We start from the raw sequence: 19,935 nt of genomic DNA on the forward strand, positions 1-19,935 counted from the left end.
CGGTGTGACCCGGTTCTCATTGGCCGACGCACCGGTGAGCTGCGGTTACCCACGGGTAAAGTGGATGGTCGCCGTGTGGGCTGCTTAGGAGGAAGAAGAAAATGACTGATCGTGTGACGGTGGGAAATCTGCGGGTGGCCCGCGTACTGCACGACTTCATCACCAACGAGGCTCTGCCCGGCACCGGGGTCGATCCGGACAGCTTCTGGGCGGGGGTCGACAAGGTTGTCACCGACCTGACCCCGCAGAACCAGGACCTGCTGGCCCGCCGTGACGACCTCCAGGCGCAGATCGACAAGTGGCACCGCGCCCGCGTCATCGACCCCGTCGACACCGACGAGTTCAAGACCTCCTACCAGGAGTTCCTGTCCGAGATCGGCTACCTGCAGCCGGAACCGGCCGACTTCAGCATCACGACCTCGGGCGTCGACCCGGAGATCACCAGCACCGCGGGACCGCAGCTGGTGGTGCCGATCCTGAACGCCCGGTTCGCGCTCAACGCCGCCAACGCCCGCTGGGGTTCGCTGTACGACGCGCTGTATGGCACCGACGTCATCTCCGACGAGGGCGGCGCCGAGGCCGGCAAGGGTGGCTACAACAAGGTGCGCGGCGACAAGGTGATCGCCTACGCCCGCAACTTCCTGGACCAGGCCGTCCCGCTGGCGGCCGGCTCGTGGGCCGACGTCACCGGTCTGAAGATCGACGACGAGCACCAGCTGCAGGCCGAACTGGGCGACGAACTGTCGAGCGGCCTGGCGAACCCCGAAGAGTTCGTCGGCTACACCGGCCAGCTCGGGGATGCCTCGTGGTCGGTGCTGCTCAAGCACCACGGACTGCACATCGAGATCCTGGTCGACCCCACCTCGCCGGTCGGCTCGACCGACAAGGCCGGCATCAAGGACGTCGTGCTGGAGTCCGCGGTCACCACGATCATGGACTTCGAGGACTCGGTCGCGGCCGTCGACGCCGACGACAAGGTGCTCGGTTACCGCAACTGGCTGGGCCTGAACAAGGGCGACCTGTCCGAAGAGGTCAGCAAGGGCGGCAAGACCTTCACCCGCGTGCTCAACCCCGACCGCGTGTTCACCACGCCGGACGGCGAGGGTGAACTGACCCTGCCGGGCCGCAGCCTGCTGTTCGTCCGCAACGTCGGCCACCTGATGACCAACGACGCCATCATCGACGCCGAGGGCAACGAGATTCCCGAGGGCATCCAGGATGCGCTGTTCACCGGCCTGATCGCCATGCACGGCCTGAAGTCCACCGAGGAGAACGGCGAGCTGACCAACAGCCGCACCGGCTCGGTCTACATCGTGAAGCCCAAGATGCACGGGCCCGACGAGGTCGGCTTCACCTGCGAGCTGTTCAGCCGCGTCGAGGACGTCCTCGGCCTGCCCGAGGCCACCCTCAAGGTCGGCATCATGGACGAGGAGCGCCGGACGACGGTCAACCTCAAGGCCTGTATCAAGGCTGCCGCCGACCGCGTGGTGTTCATCAACACCGGCTTCCTGGACCGCACCGGCGACGAGATCCACACCTCGATGGAGGCCGGTCCGATGGTGCGCAAGGGCGCCATGAAGACCCAGACCTGGATCAAGGCCTACGAGGACGCCAACGTCGACACCGGCCTGGCGTGCGGCCTGGCCGGCCGCGCCCAGATCGGCAAGGGCATGTGGGCCATGACCGACCTGATGGCCGACATGGTCGAGCAGAAGATCGGTCAGCCCAAGGCCGGCGCCACCACCGCGTGGGTGCCCTCGCCCACCGGCGCGACGCTGCACGCCATGCACTACCACCAGGTCGACGTGTCCGAGGTCCAGAAGGAGCTGGCCGGCAAGAAGCGCACCACCCGCGCCGAACTGCTGACCATCCCGCTGGCCAAGGAACTGGCCTGGGCGCCCGAGGAGATCCACGAAGAGGTCGACAACAACTGCCAGTCGATCCTCGGCTACGTGGTGCGCTGGATCGACCAGGGCGTCGGCTGCTCGAAGGTGCCGGACATCCACAACATCGCCCTCATGGAGGACCGCGCCACGCTGCGCATCTCCAGCCAGCTGCTGGCCAACTGGCTGCGGCACGGCGTCATCACCGAGGACGACGTGAAGGCGAGCCTGCGCCGGATGGCCGCGGTGGTCGACGAGCAGAACGCCGGTGATCCCGCGTACCTGCCGATGGCCCCGGATCCGGAGGGCAGCATCGCCTTCCAGGCCGCGCAGGAGCTGATCCTCGAGGGTTGCAGCCAGCCCAACGGTTACACCGAGCCGATCCTGCATCGGCGCCGGCGGGAGTTCAAGGCCGCACACGCCGGTTCGTGAACGGTCAACTCCCCCATCATCGTTGATTAAAATTCGGCGGGCCCGCGTCACTCGACACGGGTCCGCCGATTGCACGCCGACACCAGGAGCAGACACCAATGGGTAGGCACAGAGCTCCCGACGACGACGAATCGAACGCCGACGAATCACGCGACGACGCGGTCTCCGACTACGACGCGCTGTCGCCCGACATCCCGGAAGCCGACGACACCGCGACCGGCGTGCTGGGATTCCGGGTGCCCGACGACTGGGCCGAGATGCACGGGATGCCTGCTGCCGAGAACCCGCGTGCTGCCACCCCACCCCCCGCCGCGCCGCCGTCCGACAACGGCGACCGGTACGAGACCGACGAACCCGACTACGGCGAGCCCGACTATTCGGACCAGCCCGACCTCACCGGCGCCGACAGCGTCACCCAGGCGTTCCCGTCCGTCCCGCGCCGGGCCTCGGTCCGGTCGCACGGCGGCGACTGGGAGGGCGGCGAATGGACCGGCAGCCACCGGGCCATTCAGACCAAGCGCCGCGGCGTCAGCGTCGGGGTCATCGCCGCGCTCGTGACCGTCGTGGTCGTCGTCGCCGCGGTGATCCTGTGGCGGTTCTTCGGCAGCGTGCTGTCCGACCGCAGCCGCGAGGCCTCGGCGCGGTGCGTGTCCGGCTCGGTCAGCGTGCCCGTGCTGGCCGACCCGTCGATCTCCGATGCGCTCAACTCGCTGGCCGGCAAGTACAGCCAGACCGCCGCGCCCATCGGCGACAAGTGCGTCAAGGTCGAGGTCAAGGCGACCGACCCGACCACCGTCGTCGACGGGGTGGTGAACAAGTGGCCGTCGAACCTGGGTCCGCGGCCCGCACTGTGGGTGCCGGCGAGCTCGGTGTCGGCGGCCCGGCTGGTGGCCGGCGCCGGCGAGCAGGCTGTCAGCGGTGAAGCCAAGTCGCTGGCGACCTCGCCCGTGCTGCTGGCTGTCAGGCCACAGCTCAAAGACGCTCTGGCCCAACAGAATTGGGGCACCTTGCCGGCACTGCAGACGAACCCGACGGCGCTGGACGGCTTGAGCCTGCCGGGCTGGGGTTCGCTGCGGCTGGCCGTGCCGACCGTCGACAACAGTGACGCGGCATACCTGGCGGCTGAAGCCGTCGCCTCGGCCGCGGCCAACGGCGGCCCGGTCAACGCCGGCGCCGGTGCCGTGCACCGGTTGACGGCCGCACAGCCGAAACTCGCGGACCCCAAGGCCTCGACGGCGCTGGATGCCCTCATCTCCGCGAGCGACCCGGCCACGGCGCCGGTGCACGCCGTCGTCACCACCGAACAGCAGCTCTACCAGCGGTCGCAACACACCGACAACGCCAAGGGCAAGCTGGCGGCCTGGCTGCCGCCCGGCGCACCGGCGGTCGCCGACTACCCCGCCGTGCTGCTCGGCGGCGAGGGCCTGTCGCACGAGGAGGTCACCGCGGCCAGCGAGTTCGAGCGCTTCCTGCGCAAGCCCGAACAGCTCGCCGAGCTGTCCAAGGCCGGCTTCCGCGTCAGCGGCGGCAATCCCCCGAAGAACGACGTGGTGAACCTCGGCTCCCTGCCCGACGCCCTCGCCGTCGGCGACACGGGCACGCGCGCCACGCTGGCGAACGCCGTCGGCGGCACCTCGAAGAGCGGCGCCGTGACGATCATGCTGGACCAATCGATGCCGACCAGCGATGGCGCCAAGACCCGCCTGGGCAACGTGACCACCGCGCTGATGGACCGGCTCAAGGCGATGTCGCCGAACAGCTCGGTGGGTCTGTGGACGTTCGACGGCGTCTCGGGGCGCAGCGAGATTCCGGTGGCGCCGCTGAGCGAGCAGGCGCATTCGACGCAGCTGATCTCGAACCTGAACAGCCAGAGCTCGTCGGGTGGCGGGCACGTCTCGTTCACGACGCTGCGCATGCTCTACGGCGATGCGATGTCGAAATATGTCGACGGCCAGGCGAATTCGATCCTGCTGATCACCTCGGGCCCGCACACCGACCAGTCGCTGGACGGCCAGGGCCTGCAGGACTACATCAAGTCGGCGTTCGATCCGGCCCGGCCGCTGGCGGTCAACGTCATCGACATCGGGTCCGACTCGGACGGTTCGACGTGGCAGGCCGTCGCGCAGCTCACCGGCGGCACGTTCACCAGCATGCCGACCTCGGCGGCGCCGGAGCTGGTCAACGCCGTCGCCGCGGCCCTGCCCTAACCCGGGTTTTTCTCACCACCCGCGAGCGGCCGTGTCTGCGCGCGACACGCCGCGACCTACATACAAAAACGTCCCGCTCAGCAGCGCTGAGCGGGACGTTTTTGCACGGACCTAGGCGAACGCCTCGATCGGCGGGCAAGAGCAGACCAGGTTGCGGTCGCCGAACGCGCCGTCGATACGGCGGACGGGCGGCCACACCTTCGGCCGGAAACCCTTGCCCAGCGGGTAGGCGGCATGCTCGCGGGTGTACGGGTGCTTCCACTCGTCGACCAGCAGGCACTCGGCGGTGTGCGGCGCGTTGTGCAGCGGGTTGTCGTCGGCCGGCCACTCACCGGAGCCGACCTGGTCGATCTCGGCCTTGATCGCGATCATCGCGGCGATGAAGGCGTCGACCTCGGTCAGGCTCTCGCTCTCGGTGGGCTCGACCATCAGCGTGCCGGCAACCGGGAAGCTCATGGTCGGCGCGTGGAAACCGTAGTCCGCCAAGCGCTTTGCCACGTCGTCGACGGTGACGCCGGTGGCCTTGGTGATGGCCCGCAGGTCCAGGATGCACTCGTGGGCGACCATGCCGTTCTCGCCGGTGTAGAGCACCGGGTAGTGCTCGTCGAGGCGCCGCGCGATGTAGTTGGCCGACGCGATCGCGGTCAGCGTCGCCGCGCGCAGCCCGGCCGCGCCCATCATCCGGATGTACGCCCAGGTGATCGGCAGGATCGACGCCGAGCCGTACGGCGCCGCCGACACGGTGTGGTCGTCGGCGAGCTCGGCGGCCAGCGGGTGCCCAGGCAGGTACGGCGCGAGGTGCGACCGGACCGCCACCGGGCCGACGCCCGGACCGCCACCACCGTGCGGGATGCAGAAGGTCTTGTGCAGGTTCAGGTGGCTGACGTCGCCACCGAACTTGCCCGGACGAGCGAGGCCCACGATGGCGTTGAGGTTGGCGCCGTCGACGTAGACCTGACCGCCGGCGTCGTGCACGGCGGCGCAGATGTCGGCGACGTCCTGCTCGTACACCCCGTGCGTCGACGGGTAGGTGATCATCAGCGCGGCCAGATCACTGGCGTGCTCGGCGACCTTGGCGCGCAGGTCGTCCAGGTCGACGTCACCGTTCTCGCGGCACGCCACGACGACGACCTTCATGCCGACCATGGCGGCCGACGCGGCGTTGGTGCCGTGCGCGCTGGACGGGATCAGGCAGATGTTGCGGCCGGCCTCGCCACGGGCCTCGTGGTAGGCGCGGATGGCGAGCAGACCGGCGTACTCGCCCTGCGACCCGGCGTTGGGCTGCAGCGACACCGAGTCATAGCCGGTGATGCTGACGAGCCACGCCTGGACGTCGGCGATCAGCTTGCGCAGACCCGGGGTGTCCGACGCCGGGGCGAACGGATGCTGCTGCGCGAACTCGGTCCAGGTGATGGGTTCCATCTCGGCGGCCGCGTTGAGCTTCATGGTGCACGAGCCCAGCGGGATCATGCTGCGGTCCAGCGCGATGTCCTTGTCGGCGAGCGAGCGCAGGTAGCGCATCATCTCGGTCTCGGTGCGGTACCGCGAGAACGCCGGGTGGGTGAGGAATTCCGAAGTGCGGGTGTGGATTTCGGGGCCGTCCCAGTGATGGCCGCCGCGCGTCGCACCGAAGGCGGCGAGCACCGCGTCGACGTGCTCGGCGGTCGTGGCCTCGTCGCAGGACACCGAGATGTGGTCGGCGTCGACGAGCCAGACGTTGATGCCGCGCTCCTTGGCGGCCGCCTGCACCTGCGCGGCCATGCCGGGAACCCGAGCCAGGACGGTGTCGAAGAATCCGGAGTGGACGACCTCGACGCCGGCCTCCTTCAGGCCCATGGCCACCGCGAGGGCGTGGCCGTGCACGCGGTGCGCGATCGCGGTCAGCCCGCGCGGCCCGTGGTAGCTGGCGTACATCGCGGCGATCACCGCGAGCAGCACCTGCGCGGTACAGATGTTGCTGGTGGCCCGGTCGCGGCGGATGTGCTGTTCGCGGGTCTGCAGGCTCAGCCGGTAGGCCTTGGCGCCGTCGGCGTCGACCGAGACGCCGACCAGACGCCCGGGCAGCTGCCGGGCGTGCTTGCCGTGCACGGCCAGGTAGCCGGCATGCGGGCCGCCGAAGCCCATCGGCACGCCGAAACGCTGCGTGGTGCCGAAGGCGACGTCGGCGCCGATCTCGCCGGGCGGGGTGACGAGCGTCAGCGCCAGCAGGTCCGCACCGATGGCGACCAGCGCACCGCGCTCGTGAGCCTGCGCGATCAGCGCGGACCAGTCGTTGACCGCGCCGCTGGCCCCCGGCACCTGGGCGATGACGCCGAAGAAGTCGCCTTCGGGCAGGCCGTCGCGCAGGTCGGCGGTGACGATCTCGATGTTCAGCGGTTCGGCGCGAGTGGCCAGCACGGCCGCGGTCTGCGGGTAGATGTCGGCGTCGACGGCCAGGCGGCGGCAGTCGCCCTTGACGGCGCGGTGCATCAGCGTCATGGCCTCGGCGGCGGCGGTGGCCTCGTCGAGCATCGAGGCGTTGGCGATCTCCATGCCGGTCAGGTCGGTGACCATGGTCTGGAAGTTGAGCAGGGCCTCCAGCCGGCCCTGGCTGATCTCCGGCTGGTACGGCGTGTAGGCCGTGTACCAGGCCGGGTTCTCGAGGATGTTGCGGCGCAGCACGGCCGGGGTCAGGGTGTCGAAGTAGCCCTGGCCGATCATCGACACCGCGACGGTGTTGGTCTCGGCGAGCGCCCGCAGCTCGGCCAGCGACTGCTCTTCGGAGGCCGGGGCCGGCAGTTCGTCGAGGCCGGGGGCCAGGCCGGCGCTGGACAGGGCATCGAGGATGCCCGCGGGCAGGGCCTTGGCGGCGAGCTCTTCGAGCGAGTCGACGCCGATGATCTCGAGCATGGTGGCCACCGCGCCGGCATCCGGACCGATGTGCCGGTCGACGAAGCGAAGCTGGTGGTGCTCGGCAGAGGAACGGGACGTGCTGTCGGTCATGACGGCCTCTCCAGACGTTCAGGCTCGGGGCAGGCTTGCCACGGAACCGCTAGGGGTTCCTCCCCCTCTGTCGTCGGTGCCTGAGAGATTCGGCCCGACGGCGTGGTCGGCCTTTCCCCATGGGCGGGCGAGTCGCAGCTCGCCGCTTTCCAGAGGCATCGGGCTCCGGCGCGGTCCGGGGGCCTGAGAGGTTGATGGAGAGGTATTGCTCCTTCGGCGTCCATGGCTGGCGGCCACAGAACTCTCCCGCGTCGGGACGATGCGCGCGCCAGTCTACCGGTCGGTCACCGATGGTCACGAATGGACAGCAAACGGCCCCTCTCCGTGGGGAGAGGGGCCGTTGCTCGTGCTTGGGTTGGCGGGACTCAGCCGATCTTGCGGTCGCGCTGCTTGCGACGCGAGGCGAGTTCGTCCTCGGGCGCGGCGATGGACTCGCCGCCGTCGGCACGCTCACCCGGGAAGTCGGCGATGGCGCCGGTCAGCTCACGCATGGCGCCCGAAACCGCGATGCCGAACACGCCCTGACCGCCCTGCAGCAGGTCGACGACCTCTTCGGCCGACGTGCACTCGTACACCGTGGTGCCGTCCGAGAACAGCGTGATGTTCGCCAGGTCATGTACGCCGCGCTGGCGCAGGTGGTCGACCGCGACGCGGATGTTGTGCAGCGAGATGCCGGTGTCCAGCAGCCGCTTGACGATCTTGAGGACCAGGATGTCCTTGAACGAGTACAGGCGCTGGCTGCCGGAGCCGGCGGCGCCGCGGATCGACGGCACGACCAGCGAGGTGCGGGCCCAGTAGTCCAGCTGACGGTAGGTGATGCCGGCGATCTGGCAGGCGCTCGGCCCGCGGTAGCCGACCAGTTCGTCGGGAACAGACTCGTCAGGGAACAGGCCTGCCTGCACCGGCACGGGAGCCGGTGTCGGGGCGGCCTGCTCAGGCGCGCCGTTGGTCGTCAGGTCCAACTGCTCTTGACGTGGCGTCTCGTCGCCCACTGCCTGATCCTCTCGCCGATCGAACTAACCTGCCTGGCGGCCACTGCTGCTCGGCGGGCATGTCCGCTGCTCGAATGTGTCGAGCATACGCTTCCCGCCGGGCCACTTCAGCCCGTCACCAGAACGAGGAAAGTATGTGGCGCGGATTCGGCGAATCCGCAAACGGCGCACCGAGTGTCGACACGCGCTGACCTAACTGAGATGCATCCGTAACAAGGGCCCTCCGGGACAGCGCACTCCGACCTAAGTCGCCTTGAAATCGTCCGGCGAAATGCTGTCGAGGAACTCCTTGAACTTCTCGACCTCGTCCTCGCGCACGGGGCCGGACGACTCCTCGTCACCCTCGTCCGGGATGAGCAGACCCGCCTCTGCGAGTACCGCTTCCTCGACGTAGATCGGTACGCCCACCCGCAGCGCGATGGCCACCGAGTCCGACGGCCGCGCCGACACCGTGATGTCGCGGTCGAACACCAGGTCGGCGTAGAAGGTGCCTTCCTGCAGGTCCACGATGCGCACCTCGCGCAGCGAATGACCAAGCGCGGCAATCAGATCCTTGATCAGGTCGTGCGTCAGGGGCCGAGCCGGCGAGACGCCCTGCTGCTCGAGCGCGATCGCGGCCGCTTCGGACTGCCCGATCCAGATCGGCAGGTAGCGGTCACCGTCGGATTCGCGCAGCAAGAGCACGGGTTGGTTCTGCGGCTGTTCCACCCGAATGCCGACCACACGAACCTCGCCCATCTGCGTCTGCCCTCCGCAATCCGTGTGCCATCAACGAATTCGAGTCTAGTCCTCAGCGATCGAGAACGTCGCGCACGGCAGACTTGATCAGAGACGTGTGCAGCGTGATGGCGAGCGCCGCGACCTCGCGGGCCAGTTCGTCGGCCCGGTCCCGGGCCCCGGCGTTGCCGGCTTTTCCGATGGGGCCGGCGATCTGGGCGATCAGGTCCGACTGCCGGTCGGCGGCGGACCGGAAGGCCCGCAGGTGCCGCGGTTCGACACCGTATTCGCCCAGCGCATGGGCGCATTGTGCGATGACCACGGCATGTTCGTCGAAGAACCCCGCCGGGCCGGGGATGATCACGCCGCTCTTGACCAGCGCGGCCAACAGCTCCGGCTTGATCCCGGAGCGCTGCAGCAGGTCCTCGCGGCTGAGCCGGACCTGGGCGGGTGCGACGTCAGCCGGGCCGCCGGCCTGGTCGCTGTCGGGATCCGGAACCAATTTCGGTACGCCGTAAGCGGATCCGTTCGACGGCAGCGCGCCGTCGGGCTGGGCGTCCAGCTGGGCCTTGATGACCTTGAGCGGCAGGTACTGGTCCCGCTGCGCGGACAGGATGAACCGCAGCCGCGCGCAGTCATAGGCCGTAAAACGACGGTAGCCCGACCCAGTGCGTTCGGGCGTGACCAGACCCTGTTCCTCCAGGAACCGGATCTTGGAGATGGTCACATCCGGGAAGTCTGGCCGGAGCAGGTCGAACACCGCTCCGATCGACATCCCGGCCACTGCACTGCGGTCGGGCTGCGTCATCGACTGACCGCCGGTCTAACCAGCCGAGCTGTCGTCGGTCTTGGGGCCGGTCAGGAACACCAGGCGGAACTTGCCGATCTGGACCTCGTCCCCGTTGGCCAGCACCGCCGAGTCGACGGGCTCGCGGTTGACGTAGGTGCCGTTGAGGCTGCCGACGTCGACCACCTGGAACTCACCGGACTCGAGCCGGAACTCGGCGTGGCGACGGCTCACCGTCACGTCGTCGAGGAAGATGTCGCTGTCGGGATGACGGCCTGCCGAGGTGCTCGGCTGATCCAGCAGGAATCGCGAGCCGGCATTCGGCCCGCGCTTGACCACCAGCAGGGCCGAGCCCACCGGCAGTCCTTCAACTCCGGAGACGGCACTGGTGCCGCTCGTCGAAGCCGGGGCGTCGAGCTCATTGAGGAAGTCCGCCCGGAAGACCGAAGTGGTCTCCACCGTTGCCTCCTCGGAGCCGAAATCGGTCCCCGAACCGCTGTCGTTATCCGTCACGCGCTGCTCCTCTACTGGCTGCTGTGGCGCTCTTTTGCACGACCAGCCGGCAGGTGCTGCCAGCAGTCATCGAATGTCGCATACGTCTCACTATTGACCGTACCGCGCGGCGCGGGCCAGTGTGCCCGCCACCACCGGATCCGCCGCGCCGACTTTGGTGTCGCCACGGCCGAACCGGACCGCAGCACCCTAACAAAAGGGTTACTCGTCCAGGGTCGCCCGGTAGCCGTCCGCGTCGAGCAGACCGGCGAGCTGGCCATCCAGTTCGGCCGCGTCGGCCTGCAGTTCGATGAGCCAGCCGCCGTCGTACGGATCGGAGTTGACCAGGTCGGGCGAGCCTTCCAGATCACCGTTGACCGCAACGATTTTCGCGGCGATCGGGGCGTACAGCTCCGACGTCGTCTTGGGCGATTCGACCTCACCGAACACGTCGCCGGCGGCCACGGTGGTACCGACCTCGGGCAGATCGACGTAGACGACGTCACCCAGCGCACCCTGCGCGAAATCGGTGATTCCGACCCGCACGGTGCCCTCGCCGGTGCGGCGCACCCATTCGTGCTCGGTGGTGTACAGCAGATCGGCTGGCGTTTCGCTCACGACGCTCCTTGCGAGTTCAGGTCAGTGTGTTTTCGGTCAGTAAGGATACGGCTCGACGATCAGGCCCGGCGTCTACTTGACGGGCTGAGCGTATTGGCGCGGTTTCGGTTGCCGCAGGGCACTCACGTCGATCGTGTCGGCCTGTTGCACGGACATTGTGCCGCCAACGCGTTTCACACTGTCCATCGCCCCGCCCGGGATGTTCATCGCGGCCGCGAGCGTCGGCGGATCCCCAATGGCGAGAATGGAATAGGGCGGGTTCATGGTCACGTTGTCGACCACCAGCGCGCCCGCGGTGCCGGTCACCCAGGTGTCGACGCCGACCCGCACCGCGGTCTGCTGGTCGCCGCGTCCCGACCGGATCTCCATGGCCTCGGCGCCGGCGGCGCGCAACTCGTTGATGACGTCGAGCAAGGTCTCGGGTGACACGCCGGGCGCGATGTCCTCGATGGTGATGGTGACGCCCGGGCCGGTCGCCGCGACCGTGCCGATCAGGATCGACAGGGCACGCAGCCGCGCCTGCGCGTTCTCGATGGCGGCCTGGTCGCTGTTGCCCGACGCCTGCAACGACGACAGCGTCTTCTGCAGGTCCGCCACCTCGGTGTTGAGGGACGCCTCGCGCTGTTGCAGTGAGTCGAGCAGCACCAGCAGGTCGGCAGGCCGCGCGGTGTCGAGCGCGTCACCCGATTCTGTCTGGCGCACCTGCGTCGCGATGGCCACCCCGAGCAGCACGCAGAGCAGTACGGCCAGCGCGCCGAACATCAACTGCGACCGGCTGCGCGGCAGCCGCGCCGGAACGCCGTCGGGCAGCTCGTGCCGGCCGTGGTGTTCTTCTTCCGCGTGCTGTTCGTCGTCAGCCATGGTGCACCGTCACGCCCCGAACAACCTGCGCCGCAGCGCCGCCGCGTTGCCGAAGATCCGGATGCCCAGCACCACGATGATCGCGGTGGACAGCTGGGTGCCCACGCCCAGCTGGTCGCCGACATAGACGATCACGGCGGCGACCAGGACGTTGAAGACGAACGAGATCACGAAGACCTTCGCGTCGAAGATGCGCTCCAGGTAGGCCCGCAGTCCGCCGAACACCGCGTCGAGCGCCGCCACCACGGCGATCGGCAGGTACGGCTGGACCGCCTCGGGCACGCTGGGGTGGAAGATCAACCCCAGCACGATGCCGACCACAAGTGCCGCGATCCCGATCATGTAGCCCTGCTCACTTTGGTCCAATCTCCTTGGCGAAGTTGACATCTCGTACCGACGCGGCCGACACCGTCAGCCGGTCCCGGGTCTGGACGCTGATCCCCACCCCGTACGACTGCGCGAGCAGCATCAGCCGCTGCATGGCAGGGGTCTGCTCGAACACCTCCTGCATGGCGTGCGGCGGCCCGATGGCGACGACGACGTACGGGCTGGCCACCGGCTGGTTGTCGACGAGGATGCCACCGCCGGCCTGCCGCATGGTCACGTTCGGCCCGATCCGTACGCCGCCGACGGACACCGCCTCGGCACCGGCGGCCCACAAGGAGTTGACGGCCAGCTGCAGGTCCCGGTCCAGGATGATCTGCGGGCTGCCGGCGACCCGCTGCTTCGACACGTCGGACAGGTTCGGGCTCGGCGGGGGCTCGGTGACGGTGACGGTGAGGCCGGGGCCGGTCACCGCGGTCACGCCCGCGCCGAACTCGGCCTGCTCGAGGGCGGCCAGCAGTTCACGGCCTTTCGCGTCGCCGGCCAGCCGGCCACGGCGTGCGGCCTCCACCTGGCCGGCCAGCGCGTCCCGGGTGGCGGTGCTGTCGCGGGTGCGCGCTTCCGCGGTACGCGCGTTGGCCGACAGGACGTGCTGGGTCTGGTCGTTGGCAGGGGCCATCGACACCGCATGCTGTGCCGCCGTCACGAACACCACCGACACCGCGGCGACGCCGACCAGCAGCCACGCACCGTCGGCCAACCGCCGGGAGCGACCGCGCCGGGCACCGTCGCCGTCCGCTTTGCGGCGCTCGGCCGCGGCGGCATAACCGGGGTCCAGGTGATCGGTGAGCAGCGAGCGCAGCAGCGACGGCACCGGAATCCGGACCGGCTCGTCGGCGACGTGGCTGTTGCGGCCGGCCTCCGGCCAGTAACCGCCCAGGGCCCGGTCCCGGGGTGTCCCGGCTTCAGTCACGCGGCGGACCTCGCGACCGGCGGCAGATCTCGGCGCACCATGGCCACCTGGATCAGGTACAGCACCGCGGACCACAGATACATGGCGATCCCCCACACCAGGAACGCCCAGCCGCAGGCCAGCACCACGCGGCTCCAGGCATCGGGCCATTGGCCCAGCAGCACCAGCGGGAAGCCGGACATCAGCGCGAACGTGGCGGCCTTGCCGATGTAGGTGACGGGCAGCGCCGTCAGCCCGCGGCCGCGCAACAGCGGCAGCGTGGCCGCCAGCACGGCGTCGCGGCCGATCAGGGTCAGCACGAACCACCAGGGCACGACGTGCGCGATCGCCAGCGCGACCGGCACGACGAGCATGTAGATCCGGTCGACCAGTGGGTCCAACAGCTCGCCCAGCCGCGACGACTGGTTCGGGACCAGGCGCGCGATCTTGCCGTCGGCCCAGTCGGAGAAGCCGCTGAACATCAGGATCGCGACGGCCCAGCCGTTCGCGTGCGCCGACAACAACAGGTAGAGGAACACCGGGACCAGCAGCAACCGCAACGCGCTGAGCGCGTTGGGAATCGTCAGCACCCGGTCGCCCGACTCGGCTTCCACGTCTGTGTGCGATCCGCCTCCGGCTTCTCGCTGGGGGTCCATAGGGCTAAACCTAACGGAATACCCCGGGCAGGCTCAGCGCTGCCATCGTGTCGTCGGCCAGCGGGTTGTCGTGAATCATGTACGTCCACGTCGACGTCGGGCGGGCCAGCTTGGACAGATCCAGTCCGGGCTCGTCCTCCAGCACGTTGGCGGTCTCGAAGGTCTGCTGCGCGGCCTCGATGGCGTCGGCCGCCAGCGACGCGAACGCGTCGACCGCCATGCGGTGGAATTCGTCGAGCGGATCCTGGCGTCCCAGCGCGCGCAGGTGGATGCTCTCGCGGATGTCGGACAGGTAGGCCAGGTGGTCGGCCCAGCCGCGGTCCAGGTGGTACAGCATGATCAGCCGGCAGATGCGCTCTAGCGCGTCCTCACCGACCTCGTCGACGAGTTCCTGGTACCGGTCCGGCGACAGCTCCTTGAGTTCGTCCCGCGCGGTTGTGGTGCGCAGCAACGTCTCTCGGCGTTCCACGATGATCGCGCGTTGCTGCGCGGTGAGCTGGTTGTAGCGCCAGGTGTTGGCGTGCACGTCCAGCAGCCGGCCCTCGGCGACGCGCTGTGCGTGCTCGAGCATCTGGCCGGCGCGGTCGCTGATGATGCGGCCGTCCTCGTCCGTCTGCATCGGGAGCTTCTCGGGATCCAGGTGCGAGACGACGACGTCGTCCTCCCAGCTGGAGAAGAACACCGACGAGCCCGGGTCACCCTGGCGGCCGGCGCGGCCGCGCAGCTGGTTGTCGAGGCGTTCGGTGTGGTGCCGGCCGGTGCCGATGACATGCAGGCCACCGAGTTCGGCGACGGCGTCATGGTCGGCTTCGTCGGATCCGCCGAGGCGGATGTCGGTGCCGCGGCCGGCCATCTGGGTCGAGACGGTGACGGTGGCGAGCTTGCCGGCCTCGGCGATGACGGCGGCTTCCTCCTCGTCGTTCTTGGCGTTCAGCACGACGGCGGGCACGCCGGCCTTGACCAGTTTCGCGTGCAGCGCTTCGGATTCGGCGACGTCGCGGGTGCCGACCAGCACCGGCTGACCGGTCGCGTGGATCTTCTGGATGTGCTCGATGACGGCCTGGTTCTTGGCGGCCGCGGTGATGTAGACGCGGTCGGCCTCGTCCTCGCGGATGTTCGGTGTATTCGGCGGAATCGGCGACACCCCGAGCCGGTAGAACTGGCGCAGCTGCTCACCGGCGGCCAGCGCGGTACCGGTCATGCCGCACACCGTCGGGTAACGGCCGATGAGGGCCTGCACGGTGATGGTGTCGAGCACCTCGCCGGTCTCGGTGGTCTCGATGCCTTCCTTGGCCTCGACGGCCGCCTGCAGGCCGTCGGGCCAGCGCTGCAGCGACGCGATGCGGCCGCGCGAGGCGTTGATGAGGTGAACGGCGTTGTCCCGAACGATGTAGTGCACGTCGCGCTGCAGCAGCACGTGCGCGTGCAGGGCCACGTTGACCTCGGTCAGGGTGGTGCCGATGTGCTCCTCGGAGTACAGGTCGATGCCGCCGAGCGCCTTCTCGAGCTTGCGCGCGCCGGCGTCGGTCAGGTGCACGTTGCGGCGGTCGGCGTCGGTGTCGTAGTACTGCAGCGAGTCGTCGACACGGTTCTCGGAGGTCATCTCCCCCACCAGCCGGATGATCTCCATGCGCGGGGTCTCGCGGTGCGTGGTGCCGGCGAGCACGAGCGGCACCAGCGCCTCGTCGACGAGCACGGAGTCGGCCTCGTCGATCAGCGCGACGTCCGGCCGCGGCGACACCAGGTCGTCGACATGGGTGACCAGCTGGTCGCGCAGCACGTCGAACCCGATCTCGTTGACCGAGGCGTAGGTGACGTCGCATTCATAGGCGGCGCGCCGTTCGTCGGCCGTCGACTCGGCGGTGATCCAGCCGACCGTCAGGCCCATCGCGGCCAGCAGCGGCCCCATCCACTCGGCGTCGCGCCGGGCCAGGTAGTCGTTGACGGAGATGACGTGCACGTGCCGGCCGGCAAGCGCATAACCGGCGGCCGCGATCGCGCCGGCCAGGGTCTTGCCCTCACCGGTGGCCATCTCGACGACGTCGCCGGCCATCATGCGCAGCGCGCCGAGGAGCTGAACGTCGAACGGCCGCAGACCGGTGGTGCGTTCGGCCGCCTCCCGGGCGATGGCCAGGAACTGCGGGATGTCGGCGGCATCGGCGAGGTCGGACAGCTCGAGCAGCTTGGCGGCCTTGGTGATCTGCTCGTCGTCCAGCCCCGCGGCCTTGTCGTCGAATTCGGCCGACGCCCGAACCTGATTCATCGATCGGTTCTGGTTCTTGTCGGTGGAAGCACCGAGCAGCTTCCAGAACTTGCTGCTCAGCCGGCCGGATTTCGCGGTGCTGGTTTTCGCCACAGGTCAAAGGTACCGGTCCCGTCCGTCCGCTCTGCTGCAGCCGTCCACCTGCCCGTCCACCTGCCGGAGCCCCGCGGAAGGTGACCGGCGTCTCACGTCATTGCCTGTCGCAGCGCGAACGTCAATAGGTCACGGGTACCTTGCGGGGATGGATTTGTTCACCCCGACCCTCGAATGGGGCAGTGAGCTCACGACCTCGCTGTGGTGGATCGCGAAAGCCTGGCTGATCGCCGCGGTATCGACGCTGGTGGTGGTGACCGCCATCGGCCGCTTCACGGTCTGGGGAAGGCAGTTCTGGCGCATCACCGGCGCCTACTTCGTCGGCCGCGACAGCATCGTCGTATGGCTGTGGCTGGCGGCGCTGCTGCTGTCGGTGATCACCGGTGTTCGGCTCACGGTGCTCTTCAGCTATCAGAGCAACGATCTGATGACCAGCTTCCAGGTGGTGGCTTCCGGCCTGGCCGGTCACGACCAGGCCGTCAAGGACTCGGGCGCACACGGCTTCTGGATGTCGATCGGCATCTTCTCGCTGCTGGCCGTGCTGCACGTCTGCCGCATCATGCTCGACCTGTTCATGACGCAGCGGTTCATCCTGCGGTGGCGCGCCTGGCTGACCGACCGGCTCACGGGCGACTGGCTGGACGGCAAGGCGTACTACCGGTCGCGGTTCATCGACGACACCATCGACAACCCGGACCAGCGCATCCAGAGCGATATCGACATCTTCACCGCCGGCGTGGGCCCGCTGCCCAACACGCCCAACAACATGACCACCTCCACGTTGTTGTTCGGCGCCATCAACGCCATCGCATCGATGCTTTCGTTCACCGCGATTCTGTGGAACCTGTCCGGCACGCTGACCATCGCCGGCCTCACGATCCCGAAGGCGATGTTCTGGATCGGGCTCGGCTACGTCCTCGTCGCTTCGGTGGTCGCCTTCTGGATCGGCCGCCCCATCATCTGGCTGTCGTTCGACAACGAACGCTTCAACGCCGCGTTCCGCTACGCGCTCGTGCGGATGCGCGACGCGGCCGAGGCCGTCGCCTTCTATCACGGTGAACTCGCCGAGCGGACGGGCCTGCGCCGGTTGTTCGCGCCCGTCGTCGACAACTACAAGCGGTACGTGAACCGGATGATCGGCCTCAACGGCTGGAACCTCTCGATGAGCCAGATCATCGTGCCGTTGCCGTACGTCCTGCAGTTCCCGCGCTTCCTCGCCGGCGAGATCAAGCTCGGCGACATGAACCAGACGGCGTCGGCGTTCGGCAGCATCCAGGACGGCCTGTCCTTCTTCCGTAACGTGTACGACCAGTTCGCCGGCTACCGCGCCGCCATCATCCGTCTGCACGGCCTGGTGACGGCCAACGACGCGGCACGGCACCTGCCCGAGCTCGCCACCGAGGACTGCCCCGACGACACCATCACGCTGGAGCAGGTCACGGTGAGCACGCCGGACGGCCGCGAACTCATCGCGCCGCTGGATCTGTGCCTGTACCCGGGCGAGGCGCTGGTGGTCACCGGCCCGTCCGGCAGCGGCAAGACGACCCTGCTGCGCAGCCTGGCCAAGCTGTGGCCCTTCTGCCACGGCGCCATGCACTTCCCGATGGAGGAGAACGAGACGCTGTTCCTGTCGCAGCTCCCGTATGTGCCACTGGGTGATCTGCGCGCGGTGGTGTCCTACCCGAGCAAGGTGGGCGCCCACACCGACGAGCAGCTGCAGGAGGTCCTGCGCAAGGTCGCACTGCCGCACCTGGCGAACCGCCTCGACGAGGTCGACGACTGGGCCAAGGTCCTCTCGCCCGGCGAGCAGCAGCGCGTCGCCTTCGCCCGCGTGCTGCTGACCCGGCCCAAGGCCGTGTTCTTCGACGAGTCCACCTCGGCACTCGACGAAGGCCTGGAAATGATGCTGTACCAACTGGTTCGGAACGAACTGCCCGACACCACCGTGGTCAGCGTCAGCCACCGCAGCACCGTCGAACAGCACCACCAGCAGGAGCTGGAGCTGCTGGGCGACGGCAACTGGCGGCTCACCCGGATCGAAGACGACGGCGTGCCCGCCCCCGTCTGATCACCGCGTGGCGGCGTGGGTTCCGGCCCGGCGGCCGAAGAACGACCCTTCGCCCAGCTGGGTCCCGCTGGCATAGCCCTTGCCGTCCTGCGCGATGTTCGATGCGCAGGCACCCGCCGCGTACAGGCCCGGCACGGCGGTGCCGTCCGCGCGCAGCACTTCGCCGTCGATACTGACCGACAGCCCGCCCATCGTGAATCCCGAGTAGAGGGCCCGGCCGAGGGACAGGTCGAAGGCCGCCCACGGCCCATTGTCCTGGGCCGCAACATAATCCGGCTGCTTGTGGAAGTCGGGGTCGGCGCCGGCCGCGGCGTTGGCGTTGTACCGCTCCAGTGTCGCCGCCAGGTTGCCGGCCGGAATGCCCAGCGCCTCTTCCATTTCCGCGATCGTCTCCCAGCCGTCGATGAACCGGATCAGCGGCATCGCCGGCATCTCGGTGTGCGCCTCGTCGACGATCAGGTAGGCCACCTGGTCGGGCTGCTCGAGCACGAAAGCCGATGTGCGCGAATGGTAGGAGTCCTCGTTGACGAAGCGCTGGCCGTTCTGGTTGACGATGACGCCGGTGAGCAGGATTTCCGGCGGGTAGGCGGCAGCGGTGATGAACAACTGGTCCAGGTTCTTGGCGACGCCGCCGGCGGACACGCCGAGCTTGATGCCGAGCCCGTCGTCGTTGGGATTGCCCAGGATGTAGGGCTCGACTTCGCCGTGGTGCTTGGTCTTTCGCTTCTGGCCCAGCGCCGGCGTGTGCTCGGCCACCATCTCGGGGTTCATCGCGAAACCGCCCGCGGCGATGATCACCGCACCGGCCTTGACGGTGCCCGTCACGCCGAAGTTCTTCCATGCCACCCCGGCGACGGCGCCGGTGTCGTCGAGCACGAGGTTCGTCGCGCCGGTCTCGTAGCGCATCTCGACACCGAGTTCGTCGGCGCGCTTCAGCAGCAGCTTGATGACCATGTCGGCGCCGCCCAGTTCGCCCGGCACCGGCACCGAGTGGCCGCGGGGTGCCGGTTTGGCCTGCTCGCAGAACGGCCACACCTTCTCGTTGCCGGTGTAGGACAGGCCCTCGGTGCCCGGCGGCACCACCACCTTGCCCGGGTAGTAGCTGCGCTCGAACTGAAAACCCAAGTCCTCCAACCAGTTGAAGTGCTCGACGCTGCCGTCGCAGTAGGCCCGGATCTTGTCGTGCTCGGGGTCGTGGGCAACGGCGACCAGGTACTTGTACATCTCGTCGGGACTGTCGTCGTGGCCGGTGGCCTGCTGCACCGCCGTGCCGCCACCCAGGTAGAAGTGGCCGCCGGCCATGGACGTCGTGCCGCCGGCACCGGCCGCCTTCTCCAGCACCAGGACCTTGGCGCCCGCGGCGGCGGCGCTGACCGCGGCGCAGCCACCGGCGATACCGAAGCCGATCACGACGACGTCGGCCTCGTCGGACCATTCGGTGACGTCGGCGGCGTTGACGGTCTCGGGAACTGTTTGCATCGTCTCTCCTGGGCCGGTCTCGGTGGTGTCCAGGGCGGTCGATTCAGGAAACCTGGACACGTGTCTGATCAGTGATCGACTAGACAATAACGTCGAGACGGGACCATGGCTAGAACGTGTTCTAGTTCG

Annotated in this window: 15 protein-coding genes and 1 riboswitch; of the genes, 3 read left to right on the top strand and 12 right to left on the bottom strand. The window is 68.6% G+C overall.

The annotated features are described in order from the left end of the window. The first annotated feature begins 101 nt into the window (after positions 1 to 101). Complete coding sequence (locus ACJH6J_RS00855; protein WP_133427532.1) at positions 102 to 2,315, top strand: malate synthase G; 2,214 nt, start codon at positions 102 to 104, stop codon at positions 2,313 to 2,315. A 98-nt stretch (positions 2,316 to 2,413) separates the two neighbouring features. Then, on the top strand, positions 2,414 to 4,522 hold the full coding sequence (locus ACJH6J_RS00860; protein ID WP_212814389.1) for a substrate-binding domain-containing protein: 2,109 nt from the start codon (positions 2,414 to 2,416) through the stop codon (positions 4,520 to 4,522). Positions 4,523 to 4,633: 111 nt separating this feature from the next. Here the strand turns inward: ACJH6J_RS00860 and gcvP are convergent, their stop codons facing one another. From gcvP to secA2, 11 genes are all read right to left on the bottom strand, one after another. Continuing rightward, on the bottom strand, positions 4,634 to 7,504 hold the full coding sequence (gene gcvP, locus ACJH6J_RS00865; protein WP_212814387.1) for an aminomethyl-transferring glycine dehydrogenase: 2,871 nt from the start codon (positions 7,502 to 7,504) through the stop codon (positions 4,634 to 4,636). Positions 7,505 to 7,665: 161 nt separating this feature from the next. Then, a riboswitch (glycine riboswitch) is annotated at positions 7,666 to 7,763 on the bottom strand. A gap of 106 nt (positions 7,764 to 7,869) precedes the next feature. Continuing rightward, positions 7,870 to 8,496 (bottom strand): MerR family transcriptional regulator, encoded by a 627-nt coding sequence (locus tag ACJH6J_RS00870; RefSeq protein WP_020100160.1) that lies wholly within the window; start codon positions 8,494 to 8,496, stop codon positions 7,870 to 7,872. A gap of 243 nt (positions 8,497 to 8,739) precedes the next feature. Next, complete coding sequence (locus ACJH6J_RS00875; RefSeq protein ID WP_020100159.1) at positions 8,740 to 9,234, bottom strand: bifunctional nuclease family protein; 495 nt, start codon at positions 9,232 to 9,234, stop codon at positions 8,740 to 8,742. A 52-nt stretch (positions 9,235 to 9,286) separates the two neighbouring features. Next, on the bottom strand, positions 9,287 to 10,021 hold the full coding sequence (locus ACJH6J_RS00880) for a MerR family transcriptional regulator (RefSeq protein ID WP_212814385.1): 735 nt from the start codon (positions 10,019 to 10,021) through the stop codon (positions 9,287 to 9,289). A gap of 15 nt (positions 10,022 to 10,036) precedes the next feature. Further along, positions 10,037 to 10,513 (bottom strand): glycogen accumulation regulator GarA, encoded by a 477-nt coding sequence (garA, locus tag ACJH6J_RS00885; RefSeq protein ID WP_020100157.1) that lies wholly within the window; start codon positions 10,511 to 10,513, stop codon positions 10,037 to 10,039. A 201-nt stretch (positions 10,514 to 10,714) separates the two neighbouring features. After that, positions 10,715 to 11,110 (bottom strand): glycine cleavage system protein GcvH, encoded by a 396-nt coding sequence (gcvH, locus tag ACJH6J_RS00890; RefSeq protein ID WP_212814383.1) that lies wholly within the window; start codon positions 11,108 to 11,110, stop codon positions 10,715 to 10,717. Positions 11,111 to 11,182: 72 nt separating this feature from the next. Beyond that, entirely contained in the window at positions 11,183 to 11,971 is a 789-nt protein-coding gene (locus ACJH6J_RS00895) for a DUF881 domain-containing protein (RefSeq protein WP_212814381.1), read from the bottom strand. A 9-nt stretch (positions 11,972 to 11,980) separates the two neighbouring features. Further along, the gene (locus tag ACJH6J_RS00900; protein ID WP_020100154.1) at positions 11,981 to 12,313 is read right to left on the bottom strand and encodes a small basic family protein; all 333 of its coding nucleotides are present in this window, start codon (positions 12,311 to 12,313) and stop codon (positions 11,981 to 11,983) included. 10 nt (positions 12,314 to 12,323) lie between these two features. Continuing rightward, entirely contained in the window at positions 12,324 to 13,268 is a 945-nt protein-coding gene (locus ACJH6J_RS00905; protein ID WP_212814379.1) for a DUF881 domain-containing protein, read from the bottom strand. After that, the gene (locus ACJH6J_RS00910; protein WP_212814377.1) at positions 13,265 to 13,903 is read right to left on the bottom strand and encodes a CDP-alcohol phosphatidyltransferase family protein; all 639 of its coding nucleotides are present in this window, start codon (positions 13,901 to 13,903) and stop codon (positions 13,265 to 13,267) included. Before ACJH6J_RS00910 ends, ACJH6J_RS00905 begins: the two co-directional genes overlap by 4 nt. A gap of 10 nt (positions 13,904 to 13,913) precedes the next feature. Further along, positions 13,914 to 16,259: an accessory Sec system translocase SecA2 gene (secA2, locus tag ACJH6J_RS00915; RefSeq protein ID WP_212814376.1), complete on the bottom strand. Its 2,346-nt coding sequence runs from the start codon at positions 16,257 to 16,259 to the stop codon at positions 13,914 to 13,916. A gap of 148 nt (positions 16,260 to 16,407) precedes the next feature. Here secA2 and ACJH6J_RS00920 point away from each other — a divergent pair, with 148 nt between their 5' ends. Beyond that, complete coding sequence (locus ACJH6J_RS00920) at positions 16,408 to 18,327, top strand: ABC transporter ATP-binding protein/permease (protein ID WP_212814374.1); 1,920 nt, start codon at positions 16,408 to 16,410, stop codon at positions 18,325 to 18,327. Here the strand turns inward: ACJH6J_RS00920 and ACJH6J_RS00925 are convergent, their stop codons facing one another. Further along, positions 18,328 to 19,806, bottom strand: a complete 1,479-nt coding sequence (locus ACJH6J_RS00925) for an FAD-binding protein (RefSeq protein ID WP_406774837.1) — start codon at positions 19,804 to 19,806, stop codon at positions 18,328 to 18,330. Between the last annotated feature and the right edge of the window lie 129 nt (positions 19,807 to 19,935).

The sequence above is a fragment of the Mycobacterium sp. SMC-18 genome (assembly GCF_045310895.1).
In the GTDB taxonomy this organism is placed as follows: Bacteria; Actinomycetota; Actinomycetes; order Mycobacteriales; family Mycobacteriaceae; genus Mycobacterium.